The sequence below is a fragment of the Shewanella algicola genome (assembly GCF_014648035.1).
Lineage (GTDB): Bacteria > Pseudomonadota > Gammaproteobacteria > Enterobacterales > Shewanellaceae > Shewanella > Shewanella algicola.
Genome location: NZ_BMQI01000039.1, coordinates 13,678 through 39,337, shown reverse-complemented (window position 1 = coordinate 39,337; position 25,660 = coordinate 13,678). Strand labels below are relative to the sequence as shown.

At 43.1% G+C, this 25,660-nt stretch carries 27 protein-coding genes; 11 read left to right on the top strand and 16 right to left on the bottom strand.

Annotation, left to right across the window (positions count from 1 at the left end):
- Positions 1–3: 3 nt before the first annotated feature.
- From lysA to IEY42_RS15755, 5 genes are all read left to right on the top strand, one after another.
- Positions 4–1,248: a diaminopimelate decarboxylase gene (gene lysA, locus IEY42_RS15775; RefSeq protein WP_188926132.1), complete on the top strand. Its 1,245-nt coding sequence runs from the start codon at positions 4–6 to the stop codon at positions 1,246–1,248.
- A 41-nt stretch (positions 1,249–1,289) separates the two neighbouring features.
- Entirely contained in the window at positions 1,290–2,117 is an 828-nt protein-coding gene (gene dapF, locus IEY42_RS15770; protein WP_188926131.1) for a diaminopimelate epimerase, read from the top strand.
- 131 nt (positions 2,118–2,248) lie between these two features.
- Positions 2,249–2,866, top strand: a complete 618-nt coding sequence (locus IEY42_RS15765; protein WP_373292866.1) for a DUF484 family protein — start codon at positions 2,249–2,251, stop codon at positions 2,864–2,866.
- A 15-nt stretch (positions 2,867–2,881) separates the two neighbouring features.
- Positions 2,882–3,781, top strand: a complete 900-nt coding sequence (gene xerC, locus IEY42_RS15760) for a tyrosine recombinase XerC (RefSeq protein WP_188926129.1) — start codon at positions 2,882–2,884, stop codon at positions 3,779–3,781.
- Entirely contained in the window at positions 3,781–4,521 is a 741-nt protein-coding gene (locus IEY42_RS15755) for an HAD-IA family hydrolase (RefSeq protein ID WP_188926128.1), read from the top strand. The genes xerC and IEY42_RS15755 overlap by 1 nt, the downstream gene beginning before the upstream one ends.
- Before the next feature lie 60 nt (positions 4,522–4,581).
- Here IEY42_RS15755 and IEY42_RS15750 read toward each other — a convergent pair whose 3' ends face one another.
- The 8 genes from IEY42_RS15750 to prmA form a co-directional block, all read right to left on the bottom strand.
- The gene (locus tag IEY42_RS15750) at positions 4,582–5,106 is read right to left on the bottom strand and encodes an AlbA family DNA-binding domain-containing protein (protein WP_188926127.1); all 525 of its coding nucleotides are present in this window, start codon (positions 5,104–5,106) and stop codon (positions 4,582–4,584) included.
- Positions 5,107–5,308: 202 nt separating this feature from the next.
- Positions 5,309–5,830, bottom strand: coding sequence for a hemerythrin domain-containing protein (locus IEY42_RS15745; protein ID WP_188926126.1), 522 nt, complete (start codon positions 5,828–5,830; stop codon positions 5,309–5,311).
- Positions 5,831–5,946: 116 nt separating this feature from the next.
- Entirely contained in the window at positions 5,947–7,122 is a 1,176-nt protein-coding gene (locus tag IEY42_RS15740) for a Kelch repeat-containing protein (RefSeq protein WP_188926125.1), read from the bottom strand.
- A 170-nt stretch (positions 7,123–7,292) separates the two neighbouring features.
- Positions 7,293–7,697, bottom strand: coding sequence for a hypothetical protein (locus tag IEY42_RS15735; RefSeq protein ID WP_188926124.1), 405 nt, complete (start codon positions 7,695–7,697; stop codon positions 7,293–7,295).
- 67 nt (positions 7,698–7,764) lie between these two features.
- Positions 7,765–7,938 carry a hypothetical protein gene (locus IEY42_RS15730; RefSeq protein ID WP_188926123.1) on the bottom strand — a complete coding sequence of 58 codons (174 nt, stop codon included), beginning with the start codon at positions 7,936–7,938 and terminating at the stop codon, positions 7,765–7,767.
- A 231-nt stretch (positions 7,939–8,169) separates the two neighbouring features.
- Positions 8,170–8,475 carry a DNA-binding transcriptional regulator Fis gene (fis, locus tag IEY42_RS15725; RefSeq protein ID WP_011635942.1) on the bottom strand — a complete coding sequence of 102 codons (306 nt, stop codon included), beginning with the start codon at positions 8,473–8,475 and terminating at the stop codon, positions 8,170–8,172.
- Between the two features lie 23 nt (positions 8,476–8,498).
- Positions 8,499–9,461, bottom strand: a complete 963-nt coding sequence (gene dusB / locus IEY42_RS15720; protein WP_188926140.1) for a tRNA dihydrouridine synthase DusB — start codon at positions 9,459–9,461, stop codon at positions 8,499–8,501.
- 361 nt (positions 9,462–9,822) lie between these two features.
- Positions 9,823–10,704: a 50S ribosomal protein L11 methyltransferase gene (prmA, locus tag IEY42_RS15715; protein ID WP_188926122.1), complete on the bottom strand. Its 882-nt coding sequence runs from the start codon at positions 10,702–10,704 to the stop codon at positions 9,823–9,825.
- 262 nt (positions 10,705–10,966) lie between these two features.
- Here prmA and IEY42_RS15710 point away from each other — a divergent pair, with 262 nt between their 5' ends.
- From IEY42_RS15710 to IEY42_RS15695, 4 genes are all read left to right on the top strand, one after another.
- Complete coding sequence (locus tag IEY42_RS15710) at positions 10,967–11,710, top strand: fumarate reductase cytochrome b subunit (RefSeq protein WP_188926121.1); 744 nt, start codon at positions 10,967–10,969, stop codon at positions 11,708–11,710.
- Between the two features lie 12 nt (positions 11,711–11,722).
- On the top strand, positions 11,723–13,717 hold the full coding sequence (locus IEY42_RS15705; RefSeq protein WP_188926120.1) for a fumarate reductase flavoprotein subunit: 1,995 nt from the start codon (positions 11,723–11,725) through the stop codon (positions 13,715–13,717).
- A complete protein-coding gene (locus tag IEY42_RS15700; protein WP_188926119.1) occupies positions 13,714–14,454 on the top strand; it encodes a fumarate reductase iron-sulfur subunit in 741 nt (246 codons plus the stop codon). Before IEY42_RS15705 ends, IEY42_RS15700 begins: the two co-directional genes overlap by 4 nt.
- Positions 14,455–14,600: 146 nt before the next feature.
- Complete coding sequence (locus tag IEY42_RS15695) at positions 14,601–15,302, top strand: hypothetical protein (protein WP_188926118.1); 702 nt, start codon at positions 14,601–14,603, stop codon at positions 15,300–15,302.
- A 108-nt stretch (positions 15,303–15,410) separates the two neighbouring features.
- Here the strand turns inward: IEY42_RS15695 and rho are convergent, their stop codons facing one another.
- Both rho and trxA read right to left on the bottom strand, forming a co-directional pair.
- Positions 15,411–16,676, bottom strand: coding sequence for a transcription termination factor Rho (rho, locus tag IEY42_RS15690; protein WP_188740564.1), 1,266 nt, complete (start codon positions 16,674–16,676; stop codon positions 15,411–15,413).
- Positions 16,677–16,897: 221 nt separating this feature from the next.
- Positions 16,898–17,224 (bottom strand): thioredoxin TrxA, encoded by a 327-nt coding sequence (trxA, locus tag IEY42_RS15685; protein ID WP_188926117.1) that lies wholly within the window; start codon positions 17,222–17,224, stop codon positions 16,898–16,900.
- Positions 17,225–17,377: 153 nt separating this feature from the next.
- On the opposite strand from trxA, the gene rhlB reads away from it, so the two are divergent.
- Together rhlB and IEY42_RS15675 are read left to right on the top strand one after the other, a co-directional pair.
- Entirely contained in the window at positions 17,378–18,685 is a 1,308-nt protein-coding gene (gene rhlB / locus IEY42_RS15680; RefSeq protein WP_188926116.1) for an ATP-dependent RNA helicase RhlB, read from the top strand.
- Complete coding sequence (locus IEY42_RS15675) at positions 18,686–19,633, top strand: Ppx/GppA phosphatase family protein (RefSeq protein WP_188926115.1); 948 nt, start codon at positions 18,686–18,688, stop codon at positions 19,631–19,633.
- A 79-nt stretch (positions 19,634–19,712) separates the two neighbouring features.
- Here the strand turns inward: IEY42_RS15675 and IEY42_RS15670 are convergent, their stop codons facing one another.
- The 6 genes from IEY42_RS15670 to tatC form a co-directional block, all read right to left on the bottom strand.
- Positions 19,713–20,264 (bottom strand): thioredoxin family protein, encoded by a 552-nt coding sequence (locus tag IEY42_RS15670; RefSeq protein ID WP_188926114.1) that lies wholly within the window; start codon positions 20,262–20,264, stop codon positions 19,713–19,715.
- A gap of 183 nt (positions 20,265–20,447) precedes the next feature.
- Positions 20,448–21,458, bottom strand: coding sequence for a porphobilinogen synthase (hemB, locus tag IEY42_RS15665; RefSeq protein WP_188918922.1), 1,011 nt, complete (start codon positions 21,456–21,458; stop codon positions 20,448–20,450).
- Between the two features lie 14 nt (positions 21,459–21,472).
- Positions 21,473–23,392 (bottom strand): sensor domain-containing diguanylate cyclase, encoded by a 1,920-nt coding sequence (locus IEY42_RS15660; protein WP_188926113.1) that lies wholly within the window; start codon positions 23,390–23,392, stop codon positions 21,473–21,475.
- A complete protein-coding gene (locus IEY42_RS15655) occupies positions 23,392–24,207 on the bottom strand; it encodes a TatD family hydrolase (RefSeq protein WP_188926112.1) in 816 nt (271 codons plus the stop codon). The genes IEY42_RS15660 and IEY42_RS15655 overlap by 1 nt, the downstream gene beginning before the upstream one ends.
- A 19-nt stretch (positions 24,208–24,226) precedes the next feature.
- Positions 24,227–24,796, bottom strand: coding sequence for a hypothetical protein (locus IEY42_RS15650; protein ID WP_188926111.1), 570 nt, complete (start codon positions 24,794–24,796; stop codon positions 24,227–24,229).
- Between the two features lie 105 nt (positions 24,797–24,901).
- Entirely contained in the window at positions 24,902–25,660 is a 759-nt protein-coding gene (tatC, locus tag IEY42_RS15645) for a twin-arginine translocase subunit TatC (protein WP_188926110.1), read from the bottom strand.

Below are 25,660 nucleotides of genomic sequence, written 5' to 3'. Positions count from 1 at the left end.
ATTTTGGACTACTTTTCTTATCAAGACGATGCTTTGTTCGCAGAAGACTGCGATGTAGCACAGCTGGCAAAAGTGCATGGCACGCCTCTATATATTTATTCGCGGGCAACCTTAGAGCGTCATTGGCATGCATTTAATAATGCAGTGGCCGAGCATCCTCATCTTATTTGTTACGCAGTAAAGGCTAATTCAAATTTAGCGGTACTCAATGTGCTTGCGCGTTTAGGCAGTGGCTTTGATATTGTCTCTGGTGGTGAGTTGTCTCGTGTGCTTAAAGCGGGTGGCGACCCGCAAAAAGTGGTGTTTTCTGGCGTAGGAAAAACCATCGCCGAAATGGAACAAGCACTGCAAGTTGGTATATATTGCTTTAACGTTGAGTCCAGCGCAGAACTTGAACAGCTTAATGAAGTTGCAGGTCGCTTAGGTAAAGTAGCTCCGGTGTCATTGCGAATTAACCCAGATGTTGATGCGGGCACCCATCCTTATATTTCTACCGGGCTTAAAGAAAACAAATTCGGTATCGCGATGGATGAAGCAGATACCGTTTTTGCCCGCGCAGCAGCGCTTCCGCATTTGCATGTTAAAGGGGTAGATTGCCATATTGGTTCACAGTTAACTGAACTTAAGCCATTTTTAGACGCCATGGATCGTATGCTGGCGTTAATTGACCGCTTAGCGAACCAAGGTATTGTGATAGAGCACTTTGACGTAGGTGGTGGCTTAGGGGTGACTTATAATGGGGAAACTCCGCCGCATCCAGATGCATATGCAGCCGCATTGCTCGAACGTTTAGGTGGTCGGCCACTTAAATTAATTTTTGAACCAGGACGTGCGATTGCAGCTAATGCAGGTGTTTTTGTTACCCAAGTGCTGTCTTTAAAAGAAAACAGCGACAAACGTTTTGCGATTGTTGACGGCGCAATGAACGATCTTATCCGCCCATCGCTATACAGTGCTTGGCAAAATATTATTCCAGTTCAACAAACTGATGCCGCTACGTGTGCTTATGATATTGTAGGTCCAGTATGCGAAACGGGTGACTTTTTAGGTAAAGACAGGCAGTTAGCGATAAAAGCTGGCGATTTGTTAGCCGTCCGCTCGAGCGGTGCTTATGGATTCGTGATGTCATCAAACTATAATTCACGTCCGCGAGTGGCTGAAGTGATGGTTGATGGTGATAAAGATGTCGTGGTGCGTGAACGCGAAACCATAGAACAGCTTTGGCAGGGCGAGCACCTGCTACCGTAAATCAAATAATCGTCGGTATAACGTTTTATAAGGAAACTTTAGTGATCCATTTCACCAAGATGCATGGGCTAGGCAATGATTTTATGGTTGTCGATGGCGTAACACAAAATGTGTTTTTTTCGCCTGAGCAAATTCGACGCCTTGCCAATCGAAATTTTGGAATTGGGTTTGATCAATTATTATTGGTTGAGCCGCCTTATGATCCAGATTTAGATTTTCATTATCGTATCTTTAATGCCGACGGTAGCGAAGTTGAACAGTGTGGTAATGGTGCACGCTGTTTTGCGCGTTTTGTTAGAAACAAAGGCTTGACACAAAAGAATAAAATTAGCGTGAGTACCAGCTCAGGTAAAATTACTCTTCGTATTGAGCGTGATGGCAATGTGACCGTTAACATGGGCGTGCCGATTATCGAGCCGAGCCAAATTCCGTTTAAAGCCAAAAAAAGCGAAAAAACCTATTTATTGCAAACGCCAATGCAAACCTATTTGTGTGGGGCGATTTCAATGGGTAATCCACATTGTGTGCTTCAAGTTGATGACGTACAAGAGGTCAATGTAGACGAAATTGGTAGCAAATTAACCCGCCATGAACGCTTTCCAAAAGGTGTGAATGTTGGCTTTATGCAAATTGTTACTCCGGGGCACATTAAATTGCGAGTATACGAGCGCGGTGCAGCCGAAACCTTAGCGTGTGGTACGGGGGCATGTGCCGCCGCCGCCGTGGGGCAGTTACAAGACAAATTAGCAAAGCAGGTCAGAGTCGACTTACCTGGTGGCAGCTTAGTCATTAATTGGGAAGGCGAGGGCAAGCCACTGTGGATGACCGGCCCAGCTGAACACGTATACGATGGACAAATACAACTATGAGTGACATTACCTCAGACATTGCCTCTGAAGTTACCGACATGGCAGATGACAACCAGCATACTGTGAGCAGTTCACAGGCAAAAGATATCAATGCCATTGGCCATGATTTAGGCGCTGAAATGCTTACTAATATGCAACAGCTTCCTTTTGATGAAGCGCTCATTCGCGAGTATTTACTCGATAACCCAGACTTTTTTAATCGTTACCCTGAGCTATTAGTGGCCATGCGTATCCCACATGCAGAGCGTGGTGCAGTGTCGTTAGTGGAACGTCGGCAAGAGTTGCTACGCCAACGAGTCAGTGAGTTAGAAGAAGAAATAACTTCGCTGATGAAGATTGCCACTCATAATGAAAGAATATTAAACTTTAATAATGAGTTGTCTTTTAAATTACTCGCCAGTAACGACTTAGGTGAGCTGCGCCAAGCTTTGTCAGAAGGCTTAAAAGGTGAGTTTGGTTTTAGCCATGTTAGGTTAATAACCGTGCATGACATTGACAGCGAATTAGCCAATATTTGGCGACATCGTTTGCAAGCAGGTTATTATTTTGGCCGCTTAACCCAATCAGAGTCGTCTCGATTATTTGGTGGTGAAATTGGCTCAGTAGCATTAACTAAATTGTCAGACGACAATGGCCAAGTTATTTTTGCTATTGCCAGTCAAGATCCCGCTCACTTTCACCCCGATATGGACTCATTATTGTTTAGCCAATTACGCGATTTATTAGACCATATACTGCCGCAATTATAATTGAGGGCCTGCCCAATGAAGCAAATAAACTGGCTAGAGACCTATCGCCAATATCTGACTTCAGAGCGGCAGTTATCGACCTATACTGTACGTAATTACTTGTTCGAATTACGCAGAGTCGATAGCCAATTAGGTGACAACGTAGCACTTGTCGCTGTGACTCGCGAGCAACTGCAGTCAGTTATCGCTGGGTTGCACCGCAAAGGGTTAAGCCCGCGGTCTTTGTCTTTATGTTTGTCATCAATTAAGCAATTTTTTGATTTTTTACTGCGCGAAGGTGTAGTGAAAGTAAACCCTGCTCAAACACTTAGCGCCCCGAAACAAAACAAACCTTTACCCAAAAATATGGATGTTGATTCAGTCAACCATTTATTGTCTATTGAGGGCGACGATCCTCTTTGTCTGCGTGATAAAGCCATGATGGAATTGTTTTACTCCAGCGGTTTACGTTTGGCTGAATTAGCAAACTTAGATTGTACAGACATTCACTTTGATCAAGCTGAAGTGAAGGTGATGGGTAAAGGCAGTAAACAACGCATTGTGCCGATTGGTAAAATGGCGCTAGCGGCAATTCAACACTGGCTAAGTTGTCGTGAGCAATTGCCGCATGCTGAGGCTGGAGACGCTCTGTTTATTAGCACTCAAGGTAAACGTTTGTCACATCGGAGCATTCAGGCGCGGATGAACAAATGGGGTCAAGAGCAGGCTATGTCAGTAAAAGTTCATCCGCATAAGTTGCGCCATTCGTTTGCAACCCATATGCTTGAATCAAGCCAAGATTTACGCGCAGTGCAAGAATTACTCGGACACGCTAATTTATCGACGACACAAATTTATACCAGTTTAGACTTTCAACACCTCGCAAAAGTATACGACGGCGCGCATCCAAGAGCGAAAAAAGACAGGGGAAAATAATGACATATCAGCAACCAGCCGCTTCAATTACCCAGTATCAACGCCTGCAACCTTTTAAAGCCATTAGTTTCGATTTAGATGACACGCTGTACAACAATTTACCTTACGTGACCCACGCAAGTGAGCAGTTATTTGCATTAATGAACACTCATTTCCCTGCCACTTCATCGTGGAATTCTGTCCAGTGGCAACAGCTTAAACATCATTTGTTTACGTTGCGTCCTGAGCTGGCTCACGATACTACAGCTGCGCGATATGCCATGCTGCATCAAGGCTTATTGCAATTTGGTTATTCTGAAACACAAGCTAGTCAAGGGGCACAAATGGGCATGGATTGTTTTCATCACCATCGTAGTGACTTTACCATCGCGCCTGAGGTATTGGCGGTGTTGCAAAAACTCGGGCAACACTTTCCATTAGTTGGTATCACCAATGGCAATGTCGACTCCAAACGCATTGGCTTAAGTGATGTGATGCAATTTGTATTGCACCCAGGTCACGGAGTTAAAATGAAACCACACAGCGATATGTTTACCTTGGCATGTCGACAACTTGCCATTGAACCATCACAATTGCTGCATATTGGCGATCACCCCTCGTCGGATATTGCAGGGGCTAAAATGGCAGGGTGTCAAAGTATGTGGTTAAATCCATGCATGCAACAGCGTCATAAAAAAGCCCAAACTGTATTACCACATGTTGAAATAAACCAGTTAGATTTGCTGCTTGAGTTTTTATAACGATTGCTGAATAACGACGACATAAGGTCAATAGGTCGTGTACATTGAACTATTGTATGGTTAGGGCTTAAGTCCTTTTGCCGTACGGCGGCTTAGCTCAATGCCTGCCTTTAGGCTCATTTGCTCCACTTGTTCACGACTGGCGTGCATGTCCGCATCACCAACTCGAAAATATGTCCCGCTGTATGGGTCGGTGCCGATATAGATAGGCCTGAGTTTTACCTCAACACTGGGAACGTGAATACGGATCAGCTTTTTTGCCATGATTTCGATAATTTGTACATCTGTTGGCGCTAAAATATTGTGACTGATTTTTTTAGGACCATTTAAAATGGCCCAGATTTCACTGAGCATTGGCATGGGATTAACAATCCCCTCGATAGTAAATTCCCCCTGATGTTCTTTCACTCCTAAAATGATTTCGCCACCTAACGTATTGGCAAAGGCACTGTAGCTTTCCCACATGCCTTCAGGCAGTTTGCCGTTGCCATCACGGCCGCCGGCTAACTTAAATTCTACTTGAGCAGATTCTTGTAAGTTAGCAATGTCATCTAACGCAAATGTAGGGTAATGATGTGGCGACATAGTGACTCCATGTAATTTGCAAACAGATAATGTCACTTTAGGGCCTGCTGATCTTTCAAGGTTGTTTTTGACTCGAACAAAATTTAACCAGTAAAGATTCAGTAGGCCATAAGAACTATAGCTAAAAAAAGGAAGAAATTCCTGGCTGGCGAGGCTTAGCAATAAACCGTTAGGCAGCGATAAAAATTATTGCGCTGGTTGATTACAATGATTGTAAGTCTAACGTTTTTGAAAACAATAGTGTGTCTTCAACATTGATATGCTCTTGTAAATCGGTGTCAAATTCTGCCAGAGTGCGATAGCACGTTTTCCAGGTGCTGCATGCAGCTTTTGGCGGTGTGTAATTATTGGTTATTTGCCTAATGGTTTGCAGAATATGCTCGGCATTATCATGCTCATGTTGCATCATTTTTATTGGGTTTCCCACATGACCAAAACAACATGTTGAAGGTTGCCCTAAACTTAACGATCTAATTGCAGGAAATAATATCCGCTCTTCTTTCATTAGGTGTGGCATTAGTTCGGCAATTAATTGGTTTACGGCGTGTGCAAGGGGTTTGATTTCACTGTGGTCATTGCCATGGGCGTGGACCATTTTTTCGGTGTATTCGACGAACAATGGGGCGGTATCACGAATGTATTGATGGTGAGTGGCTTCAATGTGGTCAATTAAATCGATCAAAGACAACTGTTGCAATGCGGGTAACGCGTATTCAGCTAACATGGCTTTTCCGAAGATACACTAAGTGACATGCATTTTATTCGCACCTTAAATTTGACTCAAATGATTACCCTAAAGTTGTTAGCAAACTCACATTATTATGCCTAATTGATACCTTATCACCTGCAGGTTTCATCGTTGTTGAGAGGTACACTTAATATCTCATCGCTCACCTGTAGCTGCGACAACATGCCGCCAACCCGCAATAAAGTATGTTGCCAGCACAGCAAGCCTCGATGATCCATACTCGGTTGCGATAAGGCCTGTGGCGCAAGCCATTGCTTGCTCGCTAAGTCGAAGCGGTATTGATAGTTACCGGGCTCACTTGGTTGACCGTTATAGCCAATACCTGAATAGTTATAGGGATTATCACTGCCACCTAAAAAGACGATTTGGCCGCCTTTTGGTGTCATAATACCTGTAGCAGCCATACGATAATGCGCTGTTGCTGCATTTGGCTGGCTTGCGGATTGCCCCACGGGTAGATTTGCAATTGAGTAATGCGGCAATAATTGCCAATCAATGCGTAAGTGGTTATTAGAGTTGATCTCGCCGAATAAACACACTGGTGAGGCTTTATAACTTCGGCGTGCATTGATATTGGCTTGTACTTTTACGCCATCACACAACACCAATTGATTATCCACAAGACCAACCGCTTGACCAAATACTGCTGGCGCAGGGATAGGGCTGGCTTGCGCCCAGCTGTCGGTTTGGGTGTCATACACTTGAACTAAATTAACATTGCCGTCGTTGTGCCAACCGCCAAACAAATAAATATAACGTTGCTGATATGTGGCTGCTGTGGTGTCATCAACCGCAACAGGCATATCGGCAATACGCTGGTAGCTGTTGGTACTGATGGAGTATTGATAGTTGTCTACAGTGCTTATTTCATCATGATTTTCAGCCACGGTATACCCACCAAATACATATGCATGCTCTTTTATGCCTACTGCAATAGCCGCTAAGCGACCAGAAAGTGGCGCGACATGCGGTACCGCTTTTATCGATTGCCATTGAGCTGCGGGGCTATTGATGGGTAATGCCCACGCCAAGTTGTGCACATCTTGATAATCTTTGCCTTTACCAAGGCCCATGAAGCTCAATAAATATGTTTGTTCGTCGCTGTGCACCATCGCGACCGCGTTATTGCTCACGGCTTGGGGTAAAGGCGTTATTTGAGTAGCGTAGAGCGGCGCAGATACTATCAAGACGGACCATAAACATACTTTACGCAAATGCTTAATAACCGGTTTAGAAGTTAGATAATGAGGTTTAGTTAAGCGTGGCATGAAGTCGGTCCTGTGTTGATATGTGACGAGTACAGTAGGTTATTGAGTGTTAAATTAAGGCCTAATGCCTTTGCCCATGCGTATTTCAATTGTCTGTATATATGGCGGTTTTTTATTATCTTGGCCATTTTTTTCGACAATAATATACCAATCAAAGCCAAGTTGCTCGGTTAGTGTGGACGCTTGAGTCTGTGCATAAACAAGTAAATTTGCTTTGTGGTTAATGCATAGCTCACATCAGCAAAGGCTAACTGCAGACTTGAATCATAATCGCTGGCCGTTTGATAGCTTTTATCATTGATACTGTAGCCACTGTCTATGCGTAAGTTGTCACTCACTTGCCAACCTAGGTCGAGTTGAGCATCAAGCACGACAGCGGAGTCAAACTCGCCACTAGCTTGCTCTATTTCACTGATGTTAACGTTAGACTGATAGTCCATTCCCGCTTTGGCTTTACCACTAAATGACCAGGCATCGGCATTGTTGTTTGCCGATACGTTTACCCATAATAATGGGCTCGCACTGGTCAGTACGATAGCCGTTGAAAGCGCGGTGTTACGATTGAATAAGGCCATAATGTCAGGTCCTACTGTAAGCAGAGAAAGATAAGCCGGCAATATTGCCAGCATAAACGAGGTAGGATTAAGCGCTTATAAGCCGCTGGTTAGCGCTAACACTCATGTGTGTTGATTGATCTTGGCTAAATTGCACATCAGCTTGTGCAGAAGTAGAGGTTGAAACAGACATTTCAGCACTCATGGCCATCGTTGAAAAACAGGCTAGTGCGATTAAAGTAGGTTTGAATAATGTGTTCATTGTAGTTCCCTCGTTGTTGTCGTGATTGACACAGTGATAACGAGACAACGACAGATTCTATTCCAATTATTTTTTTTAAAATTGAAGATAAATTAAATTAACAACGAAAATAAATCTTAAGTTATTGTAAATTATTGGTTTTATTTTTTAAATTATGCGTTTTGTTAAAAACAAAACGGGCTTATCATTGCTGATAAGCCCGTTTTATTACAATTACTTAGACGTTAAGTCTTAGTTCATGCCGTATTTCTTTAATTTCTTACGTAAAGTACCACGGTTGATACCTAACATATTAGCAGCGCGCGTTTGGTTGCCACGAGTGTGTTGCATAATGATGTCTAGTAAAGGCGCTTCTACTTCGCACAATACCATTTCATATACTTCAGAAGCTTCCTGACCGTCTAACTGAGAGAAGAAGTTAGTTACGGCACGTTTAACTGCGTCACGTAATAACTGCGGCTTGATAGTGCCGTTTGCTGTTTCGATTTTGCCTACGGTAAGCTGGTGAACTTCTGTGTTAGTTGTCTGATCAAACATTCTATTCTGCTCTTTATTAAATTCTAAACTAATTCATCAAAATAACATTCCACTAAGGAATGTTGCTGGGCAGCGGTTTCAAGCCGATTGAAGTCAGCACGAAATTGGCGCTGTTCCTCATGGTTTAGGTACCACCCGACATGCTTTCTAGCAAATCGGACACCTTTATACTCGCCATATAAGTTGTAAAGTTTGTTAAGGTGTTCGAGCATCACAGTGCGTTGCTCGTCTGCCTTAATTGGCGCTAACTTTTTACCTGTTTCCAGATAATGTAGGATTTCTTTAAAAATCCAGGGCCTTCCTTGTGCACCTCTTCCTATCATCAGGGCATCGGCACCGGTGTAGTCAAGCACAAACTTGGCCTTTTCCGGACTGTCGATATCCCCGTTGGCGACAACAGGAATTGAGACATTTTGCTTGATGGCTTTGATGGTGTCGTACTCGGCAAAACCTTTGTACATGCATTTTCTTGTACGGCCGTGAACGGCTAACGAGACGATGCCACAATCTTCAGCTATCTTGGCTATTTCAACACCATTACGATGTTCAGGTTCCCAACCTGTGCGAATCTTTAACGTTACAGGCGCATCGACGGCACTCACCACGGCTTGCAAAATATCTTTGACTAAGTCGGGGCTTTGCATCAGCGCTGAGCCAGCAAACTTTTTATTCACTTTCTTTGCCGGGCAGCCCATATTGATATCAATGATATGCGCGCCTTGTTCAACGTTGAACTTTGCGGCATTGGCCATTAACTCAGGGTCTGCACCTGCAATTTGTACGGAGCGTACACCTTCTTCACCAGAATGCGTCATGCGCTGGCGGCTTTTATCGCTGTCCCAAACTTCAGGATTTGATGAAAGCATTTCTGATACTGCTAAGGCTGCACCATAGCGTAAACAGAGATTTCGAAAGGCTTGATCGGTGACACCTGCCATTGGTGCCACAATCAGCTGATTCGACAGTTGATACGGGCCAATTTGCATTGCGAACTTCACCTTGCTCTTCAAAGGGGCGCTATAGTAGCCCTTTTTGACGGCCATGAAAAGGTCAATAAATGACCTAAATGCAACTTTTTTGCTTGACTTTTATTGGCTGTCACAACTTTGACTAATAATTAGCGTTTTTTCGTGATGTGCGAGTGCTGGTGCGAGCTGTAGCTCACCTTTTTTATTGACGTAGGTTTTTTTTAGGTTAATTCGGCTGTAAAAAACATCAAATGGACTGTAAAAAAGCAAGGATGATTTTGTTAAAAAACAAAAGTCATAATGTAAAAAATATGTAGTCGGTTATTTTGTATATAAAACAACCGACTCATATTGCAATCGTCAATAGCATGTAACGAATTTATTTGCGGATCCCGCTTAGGCGACTCCAATCTTCTTTATGACAAGCTGGGTCCATATCAAACCATTGACTGTAAAAGTCAGACACTTCTTGTGCTTGTTCCTGAAGTAGACCGGATAATGCTAGCTTGCCACCTGTTTTGACTTTTTCTGCAATCAGTGGCGCTAACTCTTTGAGTGGACCAGCCAGAATGTTGGCAACCAAGACATCAGCGTGTAGATTTTCTGGCTGGTTTTCTGGTAAATATAAGGCTAATTTGTCGGCGACATCGTTGCGCTCGGCATTGGCGGTAGATGCATCAATGGCCTGGTAATCAATATCAACGCCAGTGACTTTTTTGGCCCCAAGCTTAATGGCTGCAATGGCCAAAATACCTGAACCACAACCAAAGTCGATCACTTCTTGGCCTGCTAAATCTAGGCTGTCTAGCCATTCTAAACAAAGCGCTGTGGTGGGGTGAGTACCAGTACCAAAAGCGAGGCCTGGATCTAAGATAACGTTAACCGCTGCAGGGTCTGGAATTTCACGCCAGCTTGGGCAAATCCATAGGCGTTGACCAAATTGAATTGGGTGGAAACTGTCCATCCATTCACGTACCCAGTCTTTGTCTTCAACTTGTTCTATTTTATGGGTAAAACCTTTGCCTAAAAATGGCATGGTTTCTAAAAACTCGATAGTCGGTGCTAAGTCAGTTTCGGCATCAAATAAGGCGATTAAGATGGTGTCTTGCCACAGTGGGGTTTCGCCTAATTTAGGTTCAAAAATCGGCTCGTCTTGGCCATCTTCATAAGTGATGGAAACTGAACCTTGATCCATTAATAAGTCACCAAGCATATCTGCATGGTCGCGATGGGTGTGAATGCGCAATTGGATCCAAGCCATGGAATGTTCCTAATCGATAATAATACAATGTAATTGGCGACTATTATACCCAAACCACCTGCATTTGTGCGTTTTCGTCGACAGTTTATCTGCCTTATTTGTAAAACCCTGCAGACGAATTGCACTGTATTTGTGACCCGTGTCTAACTAACTGTAAATAATAGTGAGCGTTGTCACGTATTGTTTTGCGAACAGTGCTGTAGGGTTGAAAGACTTGCTATGTTCATTATCTCTTATTGTGTCAGCACAGGATGTAATGTTTATGGCCGTAAACCCTCTACCTGCAAAAAATATTCTGAGTCGTTATACCGCCAAGGGATTTTCGCATCCTATTTGGGCGGCTCGAGCAGATAGATTGCAAAGTGCCTCGGGTGTGTTACTCGGCTTGTTCCTTATTATGCATTTGCATTTTGAGTCGAGTATTTTACTGGGTAAAGAGGCTTTTTATCAGGTAGCGCAATTTCTCGAAGGTGGTATTTTTAGTGAAACCGGACATGGTTTTCCCATTCTTACACAAATCTTTTCTGTCGTAATGTTGTTGGTTGTACTTATTCATGCCGTGTTTGCCTTGCGACGTTTTCCAACTCAGATTGGCCAGTGGCGAGCCCTGCGTCAACAGATGAAATTTTTACCCCATGAAGACACCAAAATTTGGTTCTGGCAAATGATCAGTGGTTTTTTATTGTTTTTTTTAGTGCCAGTTCATCTATTTACCATGATAACAAACCCTGAAATTGGTCCGCATTTGTCAGCTGAACGAGTGGTATTTCAAAATACTTGGGTGTTATATGTGCTGTTATTACCGGCGGTCACAATACACGCCATATTTGGTTTGTATCGGGTTTCGGTTAAATGGGGCCTTATCACTCAACGCTTTGCACTATTAAAGTTAGCTAAAGTGATGCTGGCCTATTTAATGGTATTGGGTGTTGCGAGTTTAGTGGCTTATATCATTATTGGTCGTTCATTGAGTTTGCCTGTGGTGCCTTTTGTGCCTGGTTTGTAATAAGGATATGTTGTGAAAATTATTTATACCGATTCCTTAGTTGTCGGGGCTGGTTTGGCTGGCCTTAGGGTCGCGATCGCGTCTAAAGAACGTGGGCTTGATACCATAGTACTGTCACTTATTCCGGCTAAACGCTCTCATTCTGTTGCCGCGCAAGGCGGTATGCAGGCCAGTTTAGCCAATACTGTAAAAGGGATGGGCGACAATGAAGATGTGCATTTTCAAGATACAGTAAAAGGCTCTGACTGGGGCTGCGATCAGAACGTTGCCCGAATGTTTACCCATTGTGCGCCTAAGGCCGTACGCGAATTAACCCATTGGGGCGTGCCGTGGAGTCGAGTGAACCAAGGTGATCGCGAAGTCATTGTTAATGCGCAAAAAGTGACTTTAACCGAAGCAAAAGAAGCCCATGGCTTAATTAACGCTCGCGATTTTGGCGGTACTCAAAAGTGGCGTACTTGTTATACCGCCGATGGTACCGGGCATTCATTATTATACGCTGTCGATAACCGTGCGATTTCAATGGGCATTCCAGTTCATGAACGCATGGAAGCACTGAAAATTATTCACGATGGTAAACGTTGTCATGGGGTGATTGCTCGCTGCTTAATTACTGGTGAAATACGTGCATATGTGGCTAAGTCGACCACCATTGCAACCGGCGGTTACGGCCGTGTTTATGAAGTGTCGACCAATGCGATTATTTGCGAAGGTATTGGTCAGGCATTAGCGCTAGAAACCGGTGTTGCCACACTCGGTAATATGGAAGCGGTACAGTTTCACCCAACGGCCATTGTGCCAGTAGGGATTTTAACCACAGAAGGGTGTCGTGGTGACGGCGGCGTATTACGTGACAAAGATGGCCACCGCTTTATGCCTGACTACGAACCCGATAAAAAAGAGCTCGCCTCGCGCGATGTCGTATCGCGACGAATGACCGAACATATGCGTAAAGGCAAAGGGGTCGATAGCCCTTATGGGCCACATTTATGGTTAGACATCACCTTGCTTGGCAAGAAACACATCGATACCAATTTGCGCGAAGTCAAAGAGATCTGTCAGCACTTTTTAGGCATTGACCCTGTGACAGATTGGATCCCTGTGAGACCAACACAACATTATTCAATGGGTGGCATTCGCACAAAAGCTAATGGTGAAAGCCCACAGTTATCTGGGCTATTTAGTGTCGGTGAAGCGGCGTGTTGGGATATGCATGGTTTTAATCGTTTAGGCGGTAATTCGTTAGCTGAAGCCGTAGTGGGCGGGATGATCATTGGTCAATATGTGGCAGATTTTTGCCAACAAGCAACCTTAACCATTGATACCAAATTAATTGAGCAGTTTGGCCAGCAAATAGACAGTGAAATTAATGAGTTGATTGACGGTGGTGGCACCGAAAAAGCAATGACAATCAAGCAAGAAATGCAACGAATTATGATGGATTACGTCGGTATTTTCCGCAATGGCACTCAGCTCGATCAAGCCGTTAATGAGTTAAGTGAACTGCTTAAGCGCTCAGGTAATATTGGCTTAACCTGTAAAAAGCGTCACGCTAACCCTGAATTAGTCGACGCGTTAAGAGTGAAGCGCATTTTAAAGGTGGCGTTAACTGTAGCCAGCGGTGCTAGAGCTCGTACAGAAAGTCGCGGAGCGCATTCGCGTGAAGATTATCCTGAACGAAATGACCGTGATTGGCTTAATCGTACCCTCAGTTCATGGCCTGATGAAAAGGCATTAGTGCCAACGTTAAGCTACGAACCAATCGATGTGCTGTCTATGGAATTACCACCAGGATACCGAGGTTATGGTACTAACAATGCCATTGCTCATCCTGATACCGTGATACGCCAACAGCAAATTGAGCAAATACTGGCAGACTTAGATAACCCAAGTGATCGCGTAGCAAGACAGGCGGCTATTATGCCCTATGAGTTACCCGACGATTTTATGCCAGCTAACCAAAGGTTGTTTGATAACGTCAATGTTAAAGGAGATACCGCCAAATGAGCCAAGCCCGTCAATTGACGTTTTCAATATTTCGTTATGATCCACAAGACCCTAACGATAAGCCACAAATGGTTAATTATTATATTACCGAAACCCCAGGCATGACGGTATTTATAGCATTAAATAAAATACGCGAGACGCAAGACCCCTCGCTGCAATTTGATTTTGTCTGCCGAGCAGGAATTTGTGGCAGTTGTGCCATGGTCATTAATGGTAAACCAACGTTAGCGTGTCGAACGCTTACCGCTAACTTCCCAGGTGCTGAAATGAGTTTAATGCCATTACCGGGGTTTGAGTTGATTGGTGATTTATCTGTCAATACCGGTAAATTTATGCGTGAATTGGCAGAACGTTTGCAATTGTGGTTGCAACCCAACGACACCGACATGGACATTCATCGTATTGAAACGCCTATGGCGCCAGAAGAAGCGGCCAAACTTTATGAGCTTGAGCGCTGCGTAGAATGTGGTGTGTGTGTATCGGCGTGTGCCACTAAGCAAATGCGTGACACCTTTGTTGGCGCGGTAGGCTTAATGAAAATTGCCCGCTTTGAACTCGACAGTCGCGACAGCCGCAGCAGTGATGATTTTTATCATGTGATTGGTAATCAAGATGGGGTATTTGGTTGTATGACGTTATTAGGTTGCCAAGATACATGCCCTAAAGATTTACCGCATATGCAGCAAATAGCGTATCTTCGTCGCAAAATGAGTATTAGTGTCACTAATATAATTTAACTGGTTACATTCTAAACAGCCGCTTACAGCGAGAATGATCGCAGTAAGCGGCTGTTTTGTTTTTAAGGGATTATGCAGTATTGTTAACTTGTAGGTTTTTTCTACAGTGATTCGCGATAAAAAGCGATTTAAAAAGGAGTTTAACAATGCAAACTCAATTTACTGTTCAAATTGGCTCATTTCATAAAATCAATAAAATCCCCAACGCTTGGTCAAATGATGCTTACTTACAGCTTATGGCGCTCATGGGCCTTGATGATGGCTTAGAGGGTATGGATTCTGCCGAGCTACGAGAAATGTGCATGATGTCGCTCAATGATTTAGGCACGGTTGAAGCCGCAAAAATGGTATTGACGCATTTATTTTCCGATGAGGTTACCGAAGGCAAAATTGACCAGCTTGCTAATGATATGGCCAGTGACAGACTGTGGGAAGAATATTCAGACTGCTTATTTCATGAACGTTTCTTTAGTGCCTATGCGCTACTGCGTGAAGCATTTAACGGTGTGTTTGCTCAGCCTACCGGGGTTGAGTTTAGCGTTAATATTACCGCTGAAAATACCGATGACTTAACGATGTTCGATCAATCCTTACATCCCGCAATGGTGCGTTTGTTAGCGTGTGGATTAAGCCCAGATGCATTAATGCATCGTTTATATGAAGAACAAATTAGTGGCACTCAATTCCCAGAGGCTGAAGGGATTTTATGGCAATTAGTTTTGGTGTCCACGCAAGAGGGCGCACGCCAATATAAAATGGTTAGCTCACAGTTTTGGTTCGGCCAATTTGCACAAGTTGAACAATTTGATGCAACAAGCCATGCTGATGTGGCAGATGAGGATGAGTAACACTCATTCTATTAATAAAATCGTGAACTCATGTGAAACAGATAAATAAAAATGCCGCTAATTTAGGTTAGCGGCATTTTTGAGTCTATTACTCGATAATCGCCGGAATTAAGATTTAGCGCGTTTCATCGCAGTAAAGAATTCTTCATTGGTTTTGGTCATAGCCAATTTATCGATTAAGAATTCCATTGCAGAAACTTCGTCCATTGGGTGAAGGATTTTACGTAAAATCCACATCTTCTGAAGTTCATCTGGTGTCGTCAGTTTTTCTTCACGACGAGTACCTGAGCGGTTGAAGTCAATCGCTGGGAATACGCGTTTTTCAGCAGCTTTACGAGAAAGATGTAACTCTTGGTTACCAGTACCTTTAAATTCTTCGTAAATCACTTCGTCCATTTTTGAGCCGGTATCAACCAATGCTGTTGCAATAATGGTTAAGCTGCCACCATGTTCAATGTTACGTGCAGCGCCAAAGAAACGCTTAGGGCGGTGCAGGGCGTTAGCATCAACACCACCGGTTAACACTTTGCCCGACGATGGGATAACAGTGTTATAAGCACGTGCTAAACGAGTGATAGAGTCTAACAAAATCACAACGTCCTTTTTGTGCTCAACTAAACGCTTAGCTTTTTCAATAACCATTTCAGCAACCTGTACATGACGGCTTGCAGGCTCATCAAAGGTAGAGGCAATCACTTCACCTTTAACCATGCGTTGCATTTCGGTTACTTCTTCAGGACGTTCATCGATAAGCAATACCATCAACACCACATCGGGGTTGTTGTAAGTAATACTTTGTGCAATGTTTTGCAGTAATAACGTTTTACCCGCTTTAGGCGGCGCAACAATCAAACCACGTTGACCTTTACCGATAGGCGAACAAAGATCAAGAATTCGAGAGGTAATATCTTCAGTTGAACCATTACCACGTTCCATGCGAAGACGTTCTTCTGCATGCAATGGGGTTAAGTTTTCAAACAGGATTTTATTACGAGAGCTTTCTGGCTTGTCAAAGTTAACTTCGTTGACTTTTAACAGTGCGAAATATCTTTCGCCTTCTTTAGGGGGGCGTATTTTACCAAAAATGGTGTCACCGGTGCGCATGTTAAAGCGACGAATTTGGCTTGGCGATACGTAGATATCGTCAGGACCCGCAAGGTATGAGCCGTCTGAACTTCTTAAAAACCCGAATCCGTCTTGGAGGATTTCTAATACACCGCCACCGAAGATGTCTTCTCCGCTTTTAGCGTGAGCTTTTAAAATAGAGAAGATAATATCTTGCTTACGAGTACGAGCCATGTTTTCTAATTTCATGCTTTCAGCGAGAGAAACTAGATCCGAAATGGGCGTGTCTTTTAATTCTGTTAAATTCATGTATGGGAGTCTTGTGTTACGCGACGAAGCTTACCGCAATCAATCAGTAAGGTTGAAAAGAAATATATGATTGATAAACGAGAAAGGTTATTTGAAAAAATCTGATGAATAAATTAGCACTATATGACTTGTCCGTCCAGAAATTTAGACTAATTTTGATCTAAAAACGGCACAAATTGTATAAAACTTGTGCCGTTTAACACTTTTTAGATAATTGAAGCTTAGATTTTAGCGTCAATAAACTCTTTTAATTGTGTTTTAGATAGTGCGCCAACTTTAGTTGCCACTAATTCGCCACCTTTAAACATAAGCAATGTAGGAATACCACGTACGCCATACTTAGCTGGTGACACGTTGTTTTGGTCAACGTTTAATTTAGCCACGACCAACTTGCCTGCATACTCTTCAGCAACGTCGTTTAAGATTGGGGCAATCATTTTACAAGGACCACACCACTCAGCCCAGAAGTCTACTAAAATCGGTAAATCAGACTTTAGTACGTCGTTTTCAAAGCTGTCATCGCTAAGGTATACAATTTTATCGCTCATGTTGTTCTCCAGATTTGGTTCCATTGCTAGTTTATTAATGGCTTACCATGTATATTGGGTCAGTTAAATAGCTTTTCAAGAGACCGTTTTAATAATGTAGCTATTTCAAACGATCGAATCTTTTTTTGCAACCCCTACAGGTATGCTTGTGCTATGAGCCAAACACATTTATCGACCCAAAAATTCGCCGACTTCCCTTTAAAGCCTGAAGTACTTGCGGCATTAAATGAAAGCGGGTTTGAGTTTTGCACGCCAATTCAGGCGTTATCTTTACCTATTTTACTAAAAGCAAAAGACATTGCCGGACAAGCCCAAACCGGTACCGGTAAAACAATGGCCTTTTTAGTAGCCACATTTAACCATTTGCTTACCGTTGCAGCGCCAGAGGGCCGCAAAGCAACTGAACCCCGCGCAATTATCATGGCGCCAACTCGCGAGCTGGCGATCCAAATTGCTAAAGATGCTAACTTGCTCGCTAAGCATACCGGCCTTAAAGTCGGTATTGTATATGGTGGCGAAAGCTATGAAACCCAACGAGAAGTGCTCGACAAGGGGGTGGATATTTTAATTGGTACCACTGGACGTATTATTGATTACGTTCGCCAGGGTGTGATTAGTTTAAATCACATTCAAGCCGTGGTGCTTGATGAAGCCGATCGCATGTTCGATTTAGGCTTTATTAAAGACATTCGCTTTTTATTCCGCAGAATGCCTGATGCGCAGTCACGATTGAACATGTTATTTTCTGCCACGCTTTCAATGAAAGTGCAGGAATTAGCTTATGATCACATGAATGACCCTGAAAAAGTTGAAATCGCGCCGTTAGAAAAAACCTCTAAAAACATTAAAGAGGAAATTTTTTACCCGTCGATGGAAGACAAGATGCGCCTACTGCTTTCGCTAATTGAAGAAGATTGGCCAGATAAAGCCATTGTGTTTTCGAACACAAAACATAGCTGTGAAAAGTTATGGTCTTATTTAGAAGGTGATGGACATCGTGTTGGGTTGTTAACGGGCGATGTACCGCAAAAGAAACGCATCCGTATTCTTGAGCAGTTTACGACAGGTGATTTAGATATTTTAGTGGCGACTGATGTGGCTGCGCGTGGATTACATATCTCTGATGTGTCACACGTTTATAACTATGATTTACCTGATGATTGTGAAGACTATGTACACCGTATTGGCCGCACTGGTCGTGCGGGTAAAACCGGTGTGTCAGTGAGTTTTGCGTGTGAAGAATACGCGCTTAATTTACCTGCAATTGAAACTTATATTAACCATTCAATTCCGGTGTCTAACTACGACCAAGATGCATTATTGGATGATATTCCTGCGCCAGTGCGTATCCATCGCAAACATCCTACATCACGTACCCGTGACGGCGGATCAAGCAAAGGTGCACATCGTAGTGGCGGTAATAGCCGTCCACCACGTCACAGGACACGTAGACCACAGTAAATGCCAGAGTTGAATACATCTAAACCCTATGCAGCGATTACGTTAGGGTCTAACAGTTTTAATATGTTAGTGGCTAACACGGTGGGCAACAAGCCTACCGTTCTCGCTAAATACAAGCGTAAAGTGCGTCTTGCTGAAGGCATCGGCGACGATGACATGTTGTCTGAAGATGTTATTTTGCGTGGCTTAGATTGTTTGGGCATGTTTGCGTCTATGCTTAAACAGCACCATATTGCGGCTGAGAATGTTGCGGTATTTGCCACTGCAACATTACGGGTAATTAGTAACGCCGATGAGTTTCATCGACGTGCTTTGCCTATTTTGCAACATGAAATTGAAGTAATTTCAGGCTTACGTGAAGCAGAACTGATTTATCAAGGTATGGTTGCCACTACACAAGGTGACGGTCGTCGTTTAGTGATTGATATTGGTGGCGCGAGTACTGAGTTTATTATTGGTGATGGCAGCAAAGTGTTGTTTAAAACCAGCGTGCCGATGGGCTGCGTGTTATTTAACCAACGTTTTTTTAATCAATATCCTTTGCAAAACATTGATTTTGAGCAAGCCATTGAATACGTTAATGTGATGCTCAGTGAACATCGTGAGCAACTATTGTCACTAGGATGGCAGGCTGTGCTTGGCGCTTCTGGTGCCGTGCAATCAGTAGTGTCAGTGCTACAACACAGGCAATGCTCTGCGATTATCACCCAAGAGAGTTTATTGGCTTTTAGGGCAGAGATTCTGGCGCAAAGTGATGCGAGTTTGGCAGGCATTAGCGGCCTTGATGCTGAACAAGCTCCGACATTTGCTGCCGGTGTTGCGATACTCATGGCGTTGTTTGAAAATCTGTCTATCAGCAGTTTACATCTTGCTGGTGGAGCACTGCGCGAAGGCGTATTGCAGCTATTGGCCGATCGCATTGCTGCTAAGCAACTTGATAATGAATGACTTGGGCATTTTGAACATAAAAATAGGTCGCAATGGCGACCTATTTTTTTGGTTTATTAAACGCGTATGCTAAAGATATTTATTTTAATATTTCAACTAGGTCAGCTTCTAAGGTGACTTTTGGGCGTTCAACAATACGGCCTAACTCATTACCTTGCTGCTTAACAATAAAGGTTGGAATACGGCTAAATGCGTACTTAGCGGCCAATCCTTCAGTGTCTTGTTTGTTACGATCAACACCAATGTATTCAACTTGAATATTAGGGTTGGCAGCAGCTTCAAGTACGCGCATAAAGTGTGGTGTTTCACGGTGGCAATCTGGGCACCAGGTACCAATAATAACGGTGATTTGCGTTGGTTCATCAATGGCTTTAAGTACTGCGACTGCTTGCGCATCAACTTGATAACTTGCAAAACCATCGGCGTAGCCGGGTAATGTGGTGGTTAGGGTTTGTGGTTCAATGATGCCAGTTAAAATCACTTCTTCTTTCTCCTCGCTGCATGTCGCAATAAAGCCTTGGTTTTCTTCTTCAAACGCGCAGCCAGAATTGGCAGATACCGTCATTGGTAATAATTGCGTGCTAAAAAAGAGTACGGTAGTAGCTAATAATGTTTTAACGTTATTGTGCATGATAATGCCTCGTTTCAGAAGAAAAATACTTGGAGATAATGCCTGCGAGTATTCAAACATGCTAATAATGATCTGTTAAGGCTAAAATAATGTTGATGCTAGCTAGATCACTAAAAAATAAAGCCAATCATTGAGGTGATTGGCTTTATTTTTAATAACTGAAACTAAATTGAACAATTGATACTAATCTTGCTCTTTTAGCCATTGCGCAGCACGTTTGGCAAAGTAAGTTAAGATGCCGTCTGCTCCAGCACGTTTGAAGCACAGTAATGATTCCATCACAATGGCTTTTTCAGCTAACCAGCCATTTTGAATCGCGGCCATGTGCATAGCGTATTCACCACTGACTTGATAAGCAAACGTTGGCACTGCAAGTTCAGTTTTCACTCGGCGGACGATATCTAAATAAGGCATACCCGGTTTCACCATCACCATGTCTGCCCCTTCTTGAATATCCAATGCAACTTCATGTAATGCTTCATCGCTGTTGCCTGGGTCCATTTGATAGCTATGTTTGTTGCCACCTTTTAGGTTGCCTGCAGAGCCGACAGCATCTCGAAAAGGCCCATAATAGCTTGAAGAGTATTTAGCTGAATACGCCATGATTTGAGTGTTAACAAAGCCATTTTCTTCTAATGCTTGACGAATCGCACCAATACGGCCGTCCATCATATCTGATGGAGCAACAATATCTGCACCGGCTTCAGCATGAGATAGGGCCTGTTTAACTAATATTTCCGTGGTGATGTCATTAAGGATATAGCCTGTGTCATCAATAATGCCGTCTTGACCGTGTGTCGTAAACGGGTCTAACGCTACGTCGGTCATCACTCCTAACTGCGGAAAGGCTTGTTTTAGTTCACGTACGGCACGTTGCACTAGGCCATCAGGGTTGTATGACTCTTCAGCCATTAAGCTTTTTTTGTCAACGGGTGTCACAGGGAATAAAGCAATCAGTGGGATCCCTAACTCAACAAGCTCAGCCGCTTCTTTTAATAACAAGTCGATAGAGTAGCGTTCAACACCAGGCATAGAGGCGACTTTTTCTGTGCGCTGAAAGCCTTCTAATACAAACATAGGGTAAATAAGGTCATTTGCCGTTAGCGTGTTTTCAGACATTAAGCGACGGCTAAAATCATGTTTACGCATGCGGCGCATTCTGCGCTGAGGAAAGGCACTAGTAATAATATTCAATTTCGACTCCTGGATTAAATCTGGTCTGCTTTGAGGGTGTAATAACACACTTTGTTTCGGCCGCTGCGTTTTGCTTGATACAGGGCTTTATCTGCTTGCTCGAGTAATAACATAGGGTGCTCATCGCTGTCGATAATATCTGCACTCACACCAATACTGACTGTTAACGGTATATGATTATCGTTATGTACTATTTTTGATTCGCTAATTGCTTGGCGGATCTGTTCGGCAACTTGTTGGGCACCTTCAGCTTCGGTACTTGGCAGGATGATAGCAAACTCTTCACCACCAAAACGTGACACGAGATCGGTTGGGCGCTTTAAATATTCATTCAACATTTGGGCAATTATTTTAATGGTGTAGTCACCCGTTAGATGACCAAATTTGTCATTAATATCTTTAAATTTGTCGATATCTATCATTAAAAGTGCCATTGATGTTTGCTGACGGCGGCTAATGCGGCCTTCTGCAACGAGGCGACGGTCAAAGGCGTTGCGATTTTTAACGCCAGTGAGGCTATCAATGGTATTTTGTTCCGTTAACTTTTGATTCGCTTCGTTAAGCTCTCTTAGGGTGATTTCTAACTCTAGTGTGCGTTCTTGGACCATTTGTTCGAGCTTTTCATTATTTTCAGATTCAGCAAGCAATGCTTCTTCGCGAGTTTCTCTCATGCGTTGTGCTTGTTCCAGTGCTTGTTGTTGAATTTTAAACTTGGCTTTGCGCTCGTCGTTGTAACGTAATGCGAGTACCCCCGCCATAATGATAACCTCAAATGTGAGTCCTATCATGGTGGGTACGTGTGGTGCGACATCAAGCTTTAACAGGCCAAGATACAATAAACCGGTCATGATACATCCCATTAGCAAGGCAATTCTGCCTATGGCGTATAAAGTGGCATTGCGTTGACCGACAAACGCCTGGATCAGTGAAAATGTCACTAAAATGGTGCTCACGGTTAATACTACAAACACCAAGATATAAATCGCTGAACTGTATGGCATAAGCGGCATTACAAGGGCAAGCGAAAATGACATAAAAGCCATTACCCGGCAAATACGCAGCATTTTGAGGTTGTGGTACTTAAGCTGTAACACTTTTTCGGTAAACATTAAGGAAAACCCTAATGTTAATGGAATAACGAAGGTAAAAATATATTGCTGCATGATGGGCCAGTTAGGCCATAAGTAGCGAAATGAGACGCCATGAATGCTGGCTGTAAGCAAGGTTAACCCCAATACATAGCCGCTGTAATAACTGTAACTGAATGACAATGATGCAAAGGCGATAAATAAACTGAATATGCTAATGGCAATCAATAATCCGATTTGCAAACCAATATATAAGTTTTTTGTTTCAGTTAATTGCGTTAAATCATTTGATGACCATAACACCATCGGCGTATTTACGCTGCCGAGGCTATCTATTTTGATATAAAACTTGTGAGTGTCGCCGGGTTGTAAATCAATCGGATATAAAAATATATTACTTTGCATAGGACGAAGGCTAAACGGCAATGTGTCCCCCATTTTTTTCGCGTCAACTAACTCACTATTAATAAAATGATAAATCACAATGCTGTCGAGCAATGGATTATCTAATGCAATGATCCGCGATAAGTAATCGTCTGGATTATAAATACTGAATGTCAGCCAGTAATTACTTACACCTATTTGATTTGGTTTATCAGTGGGTAATTTTTTCCAGGTGCTGGCAGGTTGTTCTAATAGTTTGGTTAGTTGGCTAATATTTTTACTGTTATTGATATAAACCCAGTCTTTTAAATCAATTTTAGTAATCGAATCGGAGGTTAGCCTTAACGGTACTGTTTGTAATGAGTTTGCCCAACTGAGTTGGCTTAACAGTAATAAACATAAGCCCAATATAAGGGCCAAGCTGCTTTTTAATGATAAACCTGCGCCGTTAAAGGTATTCATTAATCGTCAACCATCAGTGGAGGGACGTTCAAACCAAAAAACTCACTGCTATTGTGGTAGCAATGTAGTGCCAATTCTGCGGATGTTTGTTGGCGTAGAGCTGCCATGCACTCAACAATATAAGGTAAGTATTGCGGCAGGTTTTTACTCGACTTAGGTTTAGGGCGCATACTGCGAGGCAATAAATAAGGGCTGTCAGTTTCAGCCATTATGCGGTTGTTAGGGATTAATGGCACTAGCTGTGCAAGCTCTTGTCCACGACGTTCATCGCATATCCAGCCTGTAATACCAATATATAAATCGGCATTTAAACAGGCTTCAAGTTCATCTTTAGTGCCGGTAAAGCAATGTAATAAGCCTTTAGGTAATGCGCTGCGATATTCATTCACAATGGCAATAAAGTCTTGATGGGCATCGCGGCAGTGCATTAACACCGGCATATTGAGCTCACAAGCTAGCGCTAATTGTTCTGCAAACGCTTGTCGTTGAGCAGGCCTAGGTGAAAAGTCACGGTTATAGTCAAGGCCACATTCACCAATGGCAACAACACTTGGCTGTGCCGCAAGCTGTTTAAGAGTTTGGCGGCTTTCGGAGTGCCAAGTTGATGCTTGATGAGGGTGAACACCAGCAGTACTAAACAGTTGTAGGGGGTATTGTTGGCAAACCGCATTGGCTTCAGCGCTTTCATCTAAATCGCTACCAATAACAATCAGCGGCGAAACATGCTGTTTCGCCGCATCATGAATGATCGAATCTATGTCGTGCTTTAACCTTTCGCTGAGTAGGTTAACCGCGATATCGATGTATTGAGTCATAAGAATAAAATGGCTTAGGCTACTTTAAACGTTTAACTCGAGTAGTGGCATTACGCTCATCACTGCCCATTAAAAATGAGTTAAGTGCGCCAGTTTCAATATAGATATCATGGCCTTTTTTGACTTTGTAACGCTCTGCGTTCGTTTGTTTCCACACTTGACCGTTTTCTAAAGTCACAATGAGGGCGCCACCTGGTGCTTTAGAGACATTGGCAACGGTAAAATACAAACGGTCGATTTCATCTTCGATGACTTTTTTCTGTAACCCAAAATCATTGACACTTAGTTCGGGCGATGCGGTAGCAGGCACTGTAATTGCGACAGGCTTGACAGGTTGAGGTGGAACACTGGCAACAACGGGTGCTGCAGGCTTATTTGCGGTAACAGCAACAGTAGGTGCTTTGGCTACGGCTGGAAGGCTTATATTAGCGCTTGGTTTGGCGTTTGCGGCGAGTTGGTCATAGCAACTCAGGCGCTCAGTATTATTGGTTTTTTGGGCACAAAAAGACAGTTGTTCGCCAAGTTGAGTGTTGGCCTGTGCGTTAACTGATATCAATAAGATACCAGTCGCAATTAAACATAAGCGCATTGTTATTCCTTATTATTATTTAGGGCAGTGGAACGTTTTTGCATATTTTTTGTTGCAACGTTCAAAAGGCCTAGCAAAAAAATGGCCAATTAAGGCCATTTTTTATTAGCTATCTGCGTGCTCGTTCTCTGGCACGTCATCTTCTTCATCTTCTTTTTTACTGTAAAAACGCGCAGCTATCAAGCCACCTTCAAACAATAACAGCATTGGTACGGCTAGCATAGTCTGAGAAATAATATCGGGAGGTGTTAACATCATGCCGATCACAAAGGCACCCACCACGATGTAAGGGCGTTTTGCCCGCAATTCATCAGGGGTTGTTACGCCAGCCCAGCATAATAGAACAACGGCTACCGGTATTTCAAAAGCCAAACCAAAAGCAAAAAAGAGCTTTAAAATAAAACTTAAGTAACTACTGATGTCTGTTGCAACTTGTACACCCTCGGGGGCGACATTGGTAAAAAAACCAAATACAACAGGAAATACAATGTAGTAGGCAAACGCGATACCTAAATAAAACAACAATGTGCTACTGGTTAATAATGGCACGACCAAGCGTTTTTCATGTTTGTATAACCCAGGGGCTACAAATGACCATATTTGGTAGAGCACATAAGGGATAGCAATAAAAAATGCTAACACTAGTGTCAGTTTAAAAGGGGCAAAAAACGGCGCGGCTACATCGGTTGCAATCATGCTGCCTGTTTCAGGTAGCGATCGCATCAAAGGCAGTGCAATGTAGTGGTAAATATCGTTTGCCCAATACACAATAGCAATGAATACAAGTAATACACTGCCAATAGCTTTAAGCAGTTTATTGCGTAATTCAAGTAAATGGCTGATAAGCGGTTGCTGTTGCGACAT

Coding starts and splice junctions, on each gene's coding strand:
- IEY42_RS15740 (WP_188926125.1), bottom strand. CDS start 7,122: ATGCCACGCTTAACTAAACCTCATTATCTAACTTCTAAACCGGTTATT.
- rho (WP_188740564.1), bottom strand. CDS start 16,676: ATGAATTTAACAGAATTAAAAGACACGCCCATTTCGGATCTAGTTTCT.
- IEY42_RS15755 (WP_188926128.1), top strand. CDS start 3,781: ATGACATATCAGCAACCAGCCGCTTCAATTACCCAGTATCAACGCCTG.
- IEY42_RS15710 (WP_188926121.1), top strand. CDS start 10,967: ATGGCCGTAAACCCTCTACCTGCAAAAAATATTCTGAGTCGTTATACC.
- fis (WP_011635942.1), bottom strand. CDS start 8,475: ATGTTTGATCAGACAACTAACACAGAAGTTCACCAGCTTACCGTAGGC.
- IEY42_RS15765 (WP_373292866.1), top strand. CDS start 2,249: ATGCAACAGCTTCCTTTTGATGAAGCGCTCATTCGCGAGTATTTACTC.
- IEY42_RS15735 (WP_188926124.1), bottom strand. CDS start 7,697: ATGGCCTTATTCAATCGTAACACCGCGCTTTCAACGGCTATCGTACTG.
- trxA (WP_188926117.1), bottom strand. CDS start 17,224: ATGAGCGATAAAATTGTATACCTTAGCGATGACAGCTTTGAAAACGAC.
- IEY42_RS15675 (WP_188926115.1), top strand. CDS start 18,686: ATGCCAGAGTTGAATACATCTAAACCCTATGCAGCGATTACGTTAGGG.
- prmA (WP_188926122.1), bottom strand. CDS start 10,704: ATGGCTTGGATCCAATTGCGCATTCACACCCATCGCGACCATGCAGAT.
- IEY42_RS15695 (WP_188926118.1), top strand. CDS start 14,601: ATGCAAACTCAATTTACTGTTCAAATTGGCTCATTTCATAAAATCAAT.
- IEY42_RS15700 (WP_188926119.1), top strand. CDS start 13,714: ATGAGCCAAGCCCGTCAATTGACGTTTTCAATATTTCGTTATGATCCA.
- tatC (WP_188926110.1), bottom strand. CDS start 25,660: ATGTCGCAACAGCAACCGCTTATCAGCCATTTACTTGAATTACGCAAT.
- IEY42_RS15745 (WP_188926126.1), bottom strand. CDS start 5,830: ATGTTAGCTGAATACGCGTTACCCGCATTGCAACAGTTGTCTTTGATC.
- IEY42_RS15660 (WP_188926113.1), bottom strand. CDS start 23,392: ATGAATACCTTTAACGGCGCAGGTTTATCATTAAAAAGCAGCTTGGCC.
- IEY42_RS15650 (WP_188926111.1), bottom strand. CDS start 24,796: ATGCGCTTATGTTTAATTGCGACTGGTATCTTATTGATATCAGTTAAC.
- xerC (WP_188926129.1), top strand. CDS start 2,882: ATGAAGCAAATAAACTGGCTAGAGACCTATCGCCAATATCTGACTTCA.
- IEY42_RS15655 (WP_188926112.1), bottom strand. CDS start 24,207: ATGACTCAATACATCGATATCGCGGTTAACCTACTCAGCGAAAGGTTA.
- dusB (WP_188926140.1), bottom strand. CDS start 9,461: ATGCAAATTGGCCCGTATCAACTGTCGAATCAGCTGATTGTGGCACCA.
- IEY42_RS15750 (WP_188926127.1), bottom strand. CDS start 5,106: ATGTCGCCACATCATTACCCTACATTTGCGTTAGATGACATTGCTAAC.
- IEY42_RS15670 (WP_188926114.1), bottom strand. CDS start 20,264: ATGCACAATAACGTTAAAACATTATTAGCTACTACCGTACTCTTTTTT.
- rhlB (WP_188926116.1), top strand. CDS start 17,378: ATGAGCCAAACACATTTATCGACCCAAAAATTCGCCGACTTCCCTTTA.
- IEY42_RS15730 (WP_188926123.1), bottom strand. CDS start 7,938: ATGAACACATTATTCAAACCTACTTTAATCGCACTAGCCTGTTTTTCA.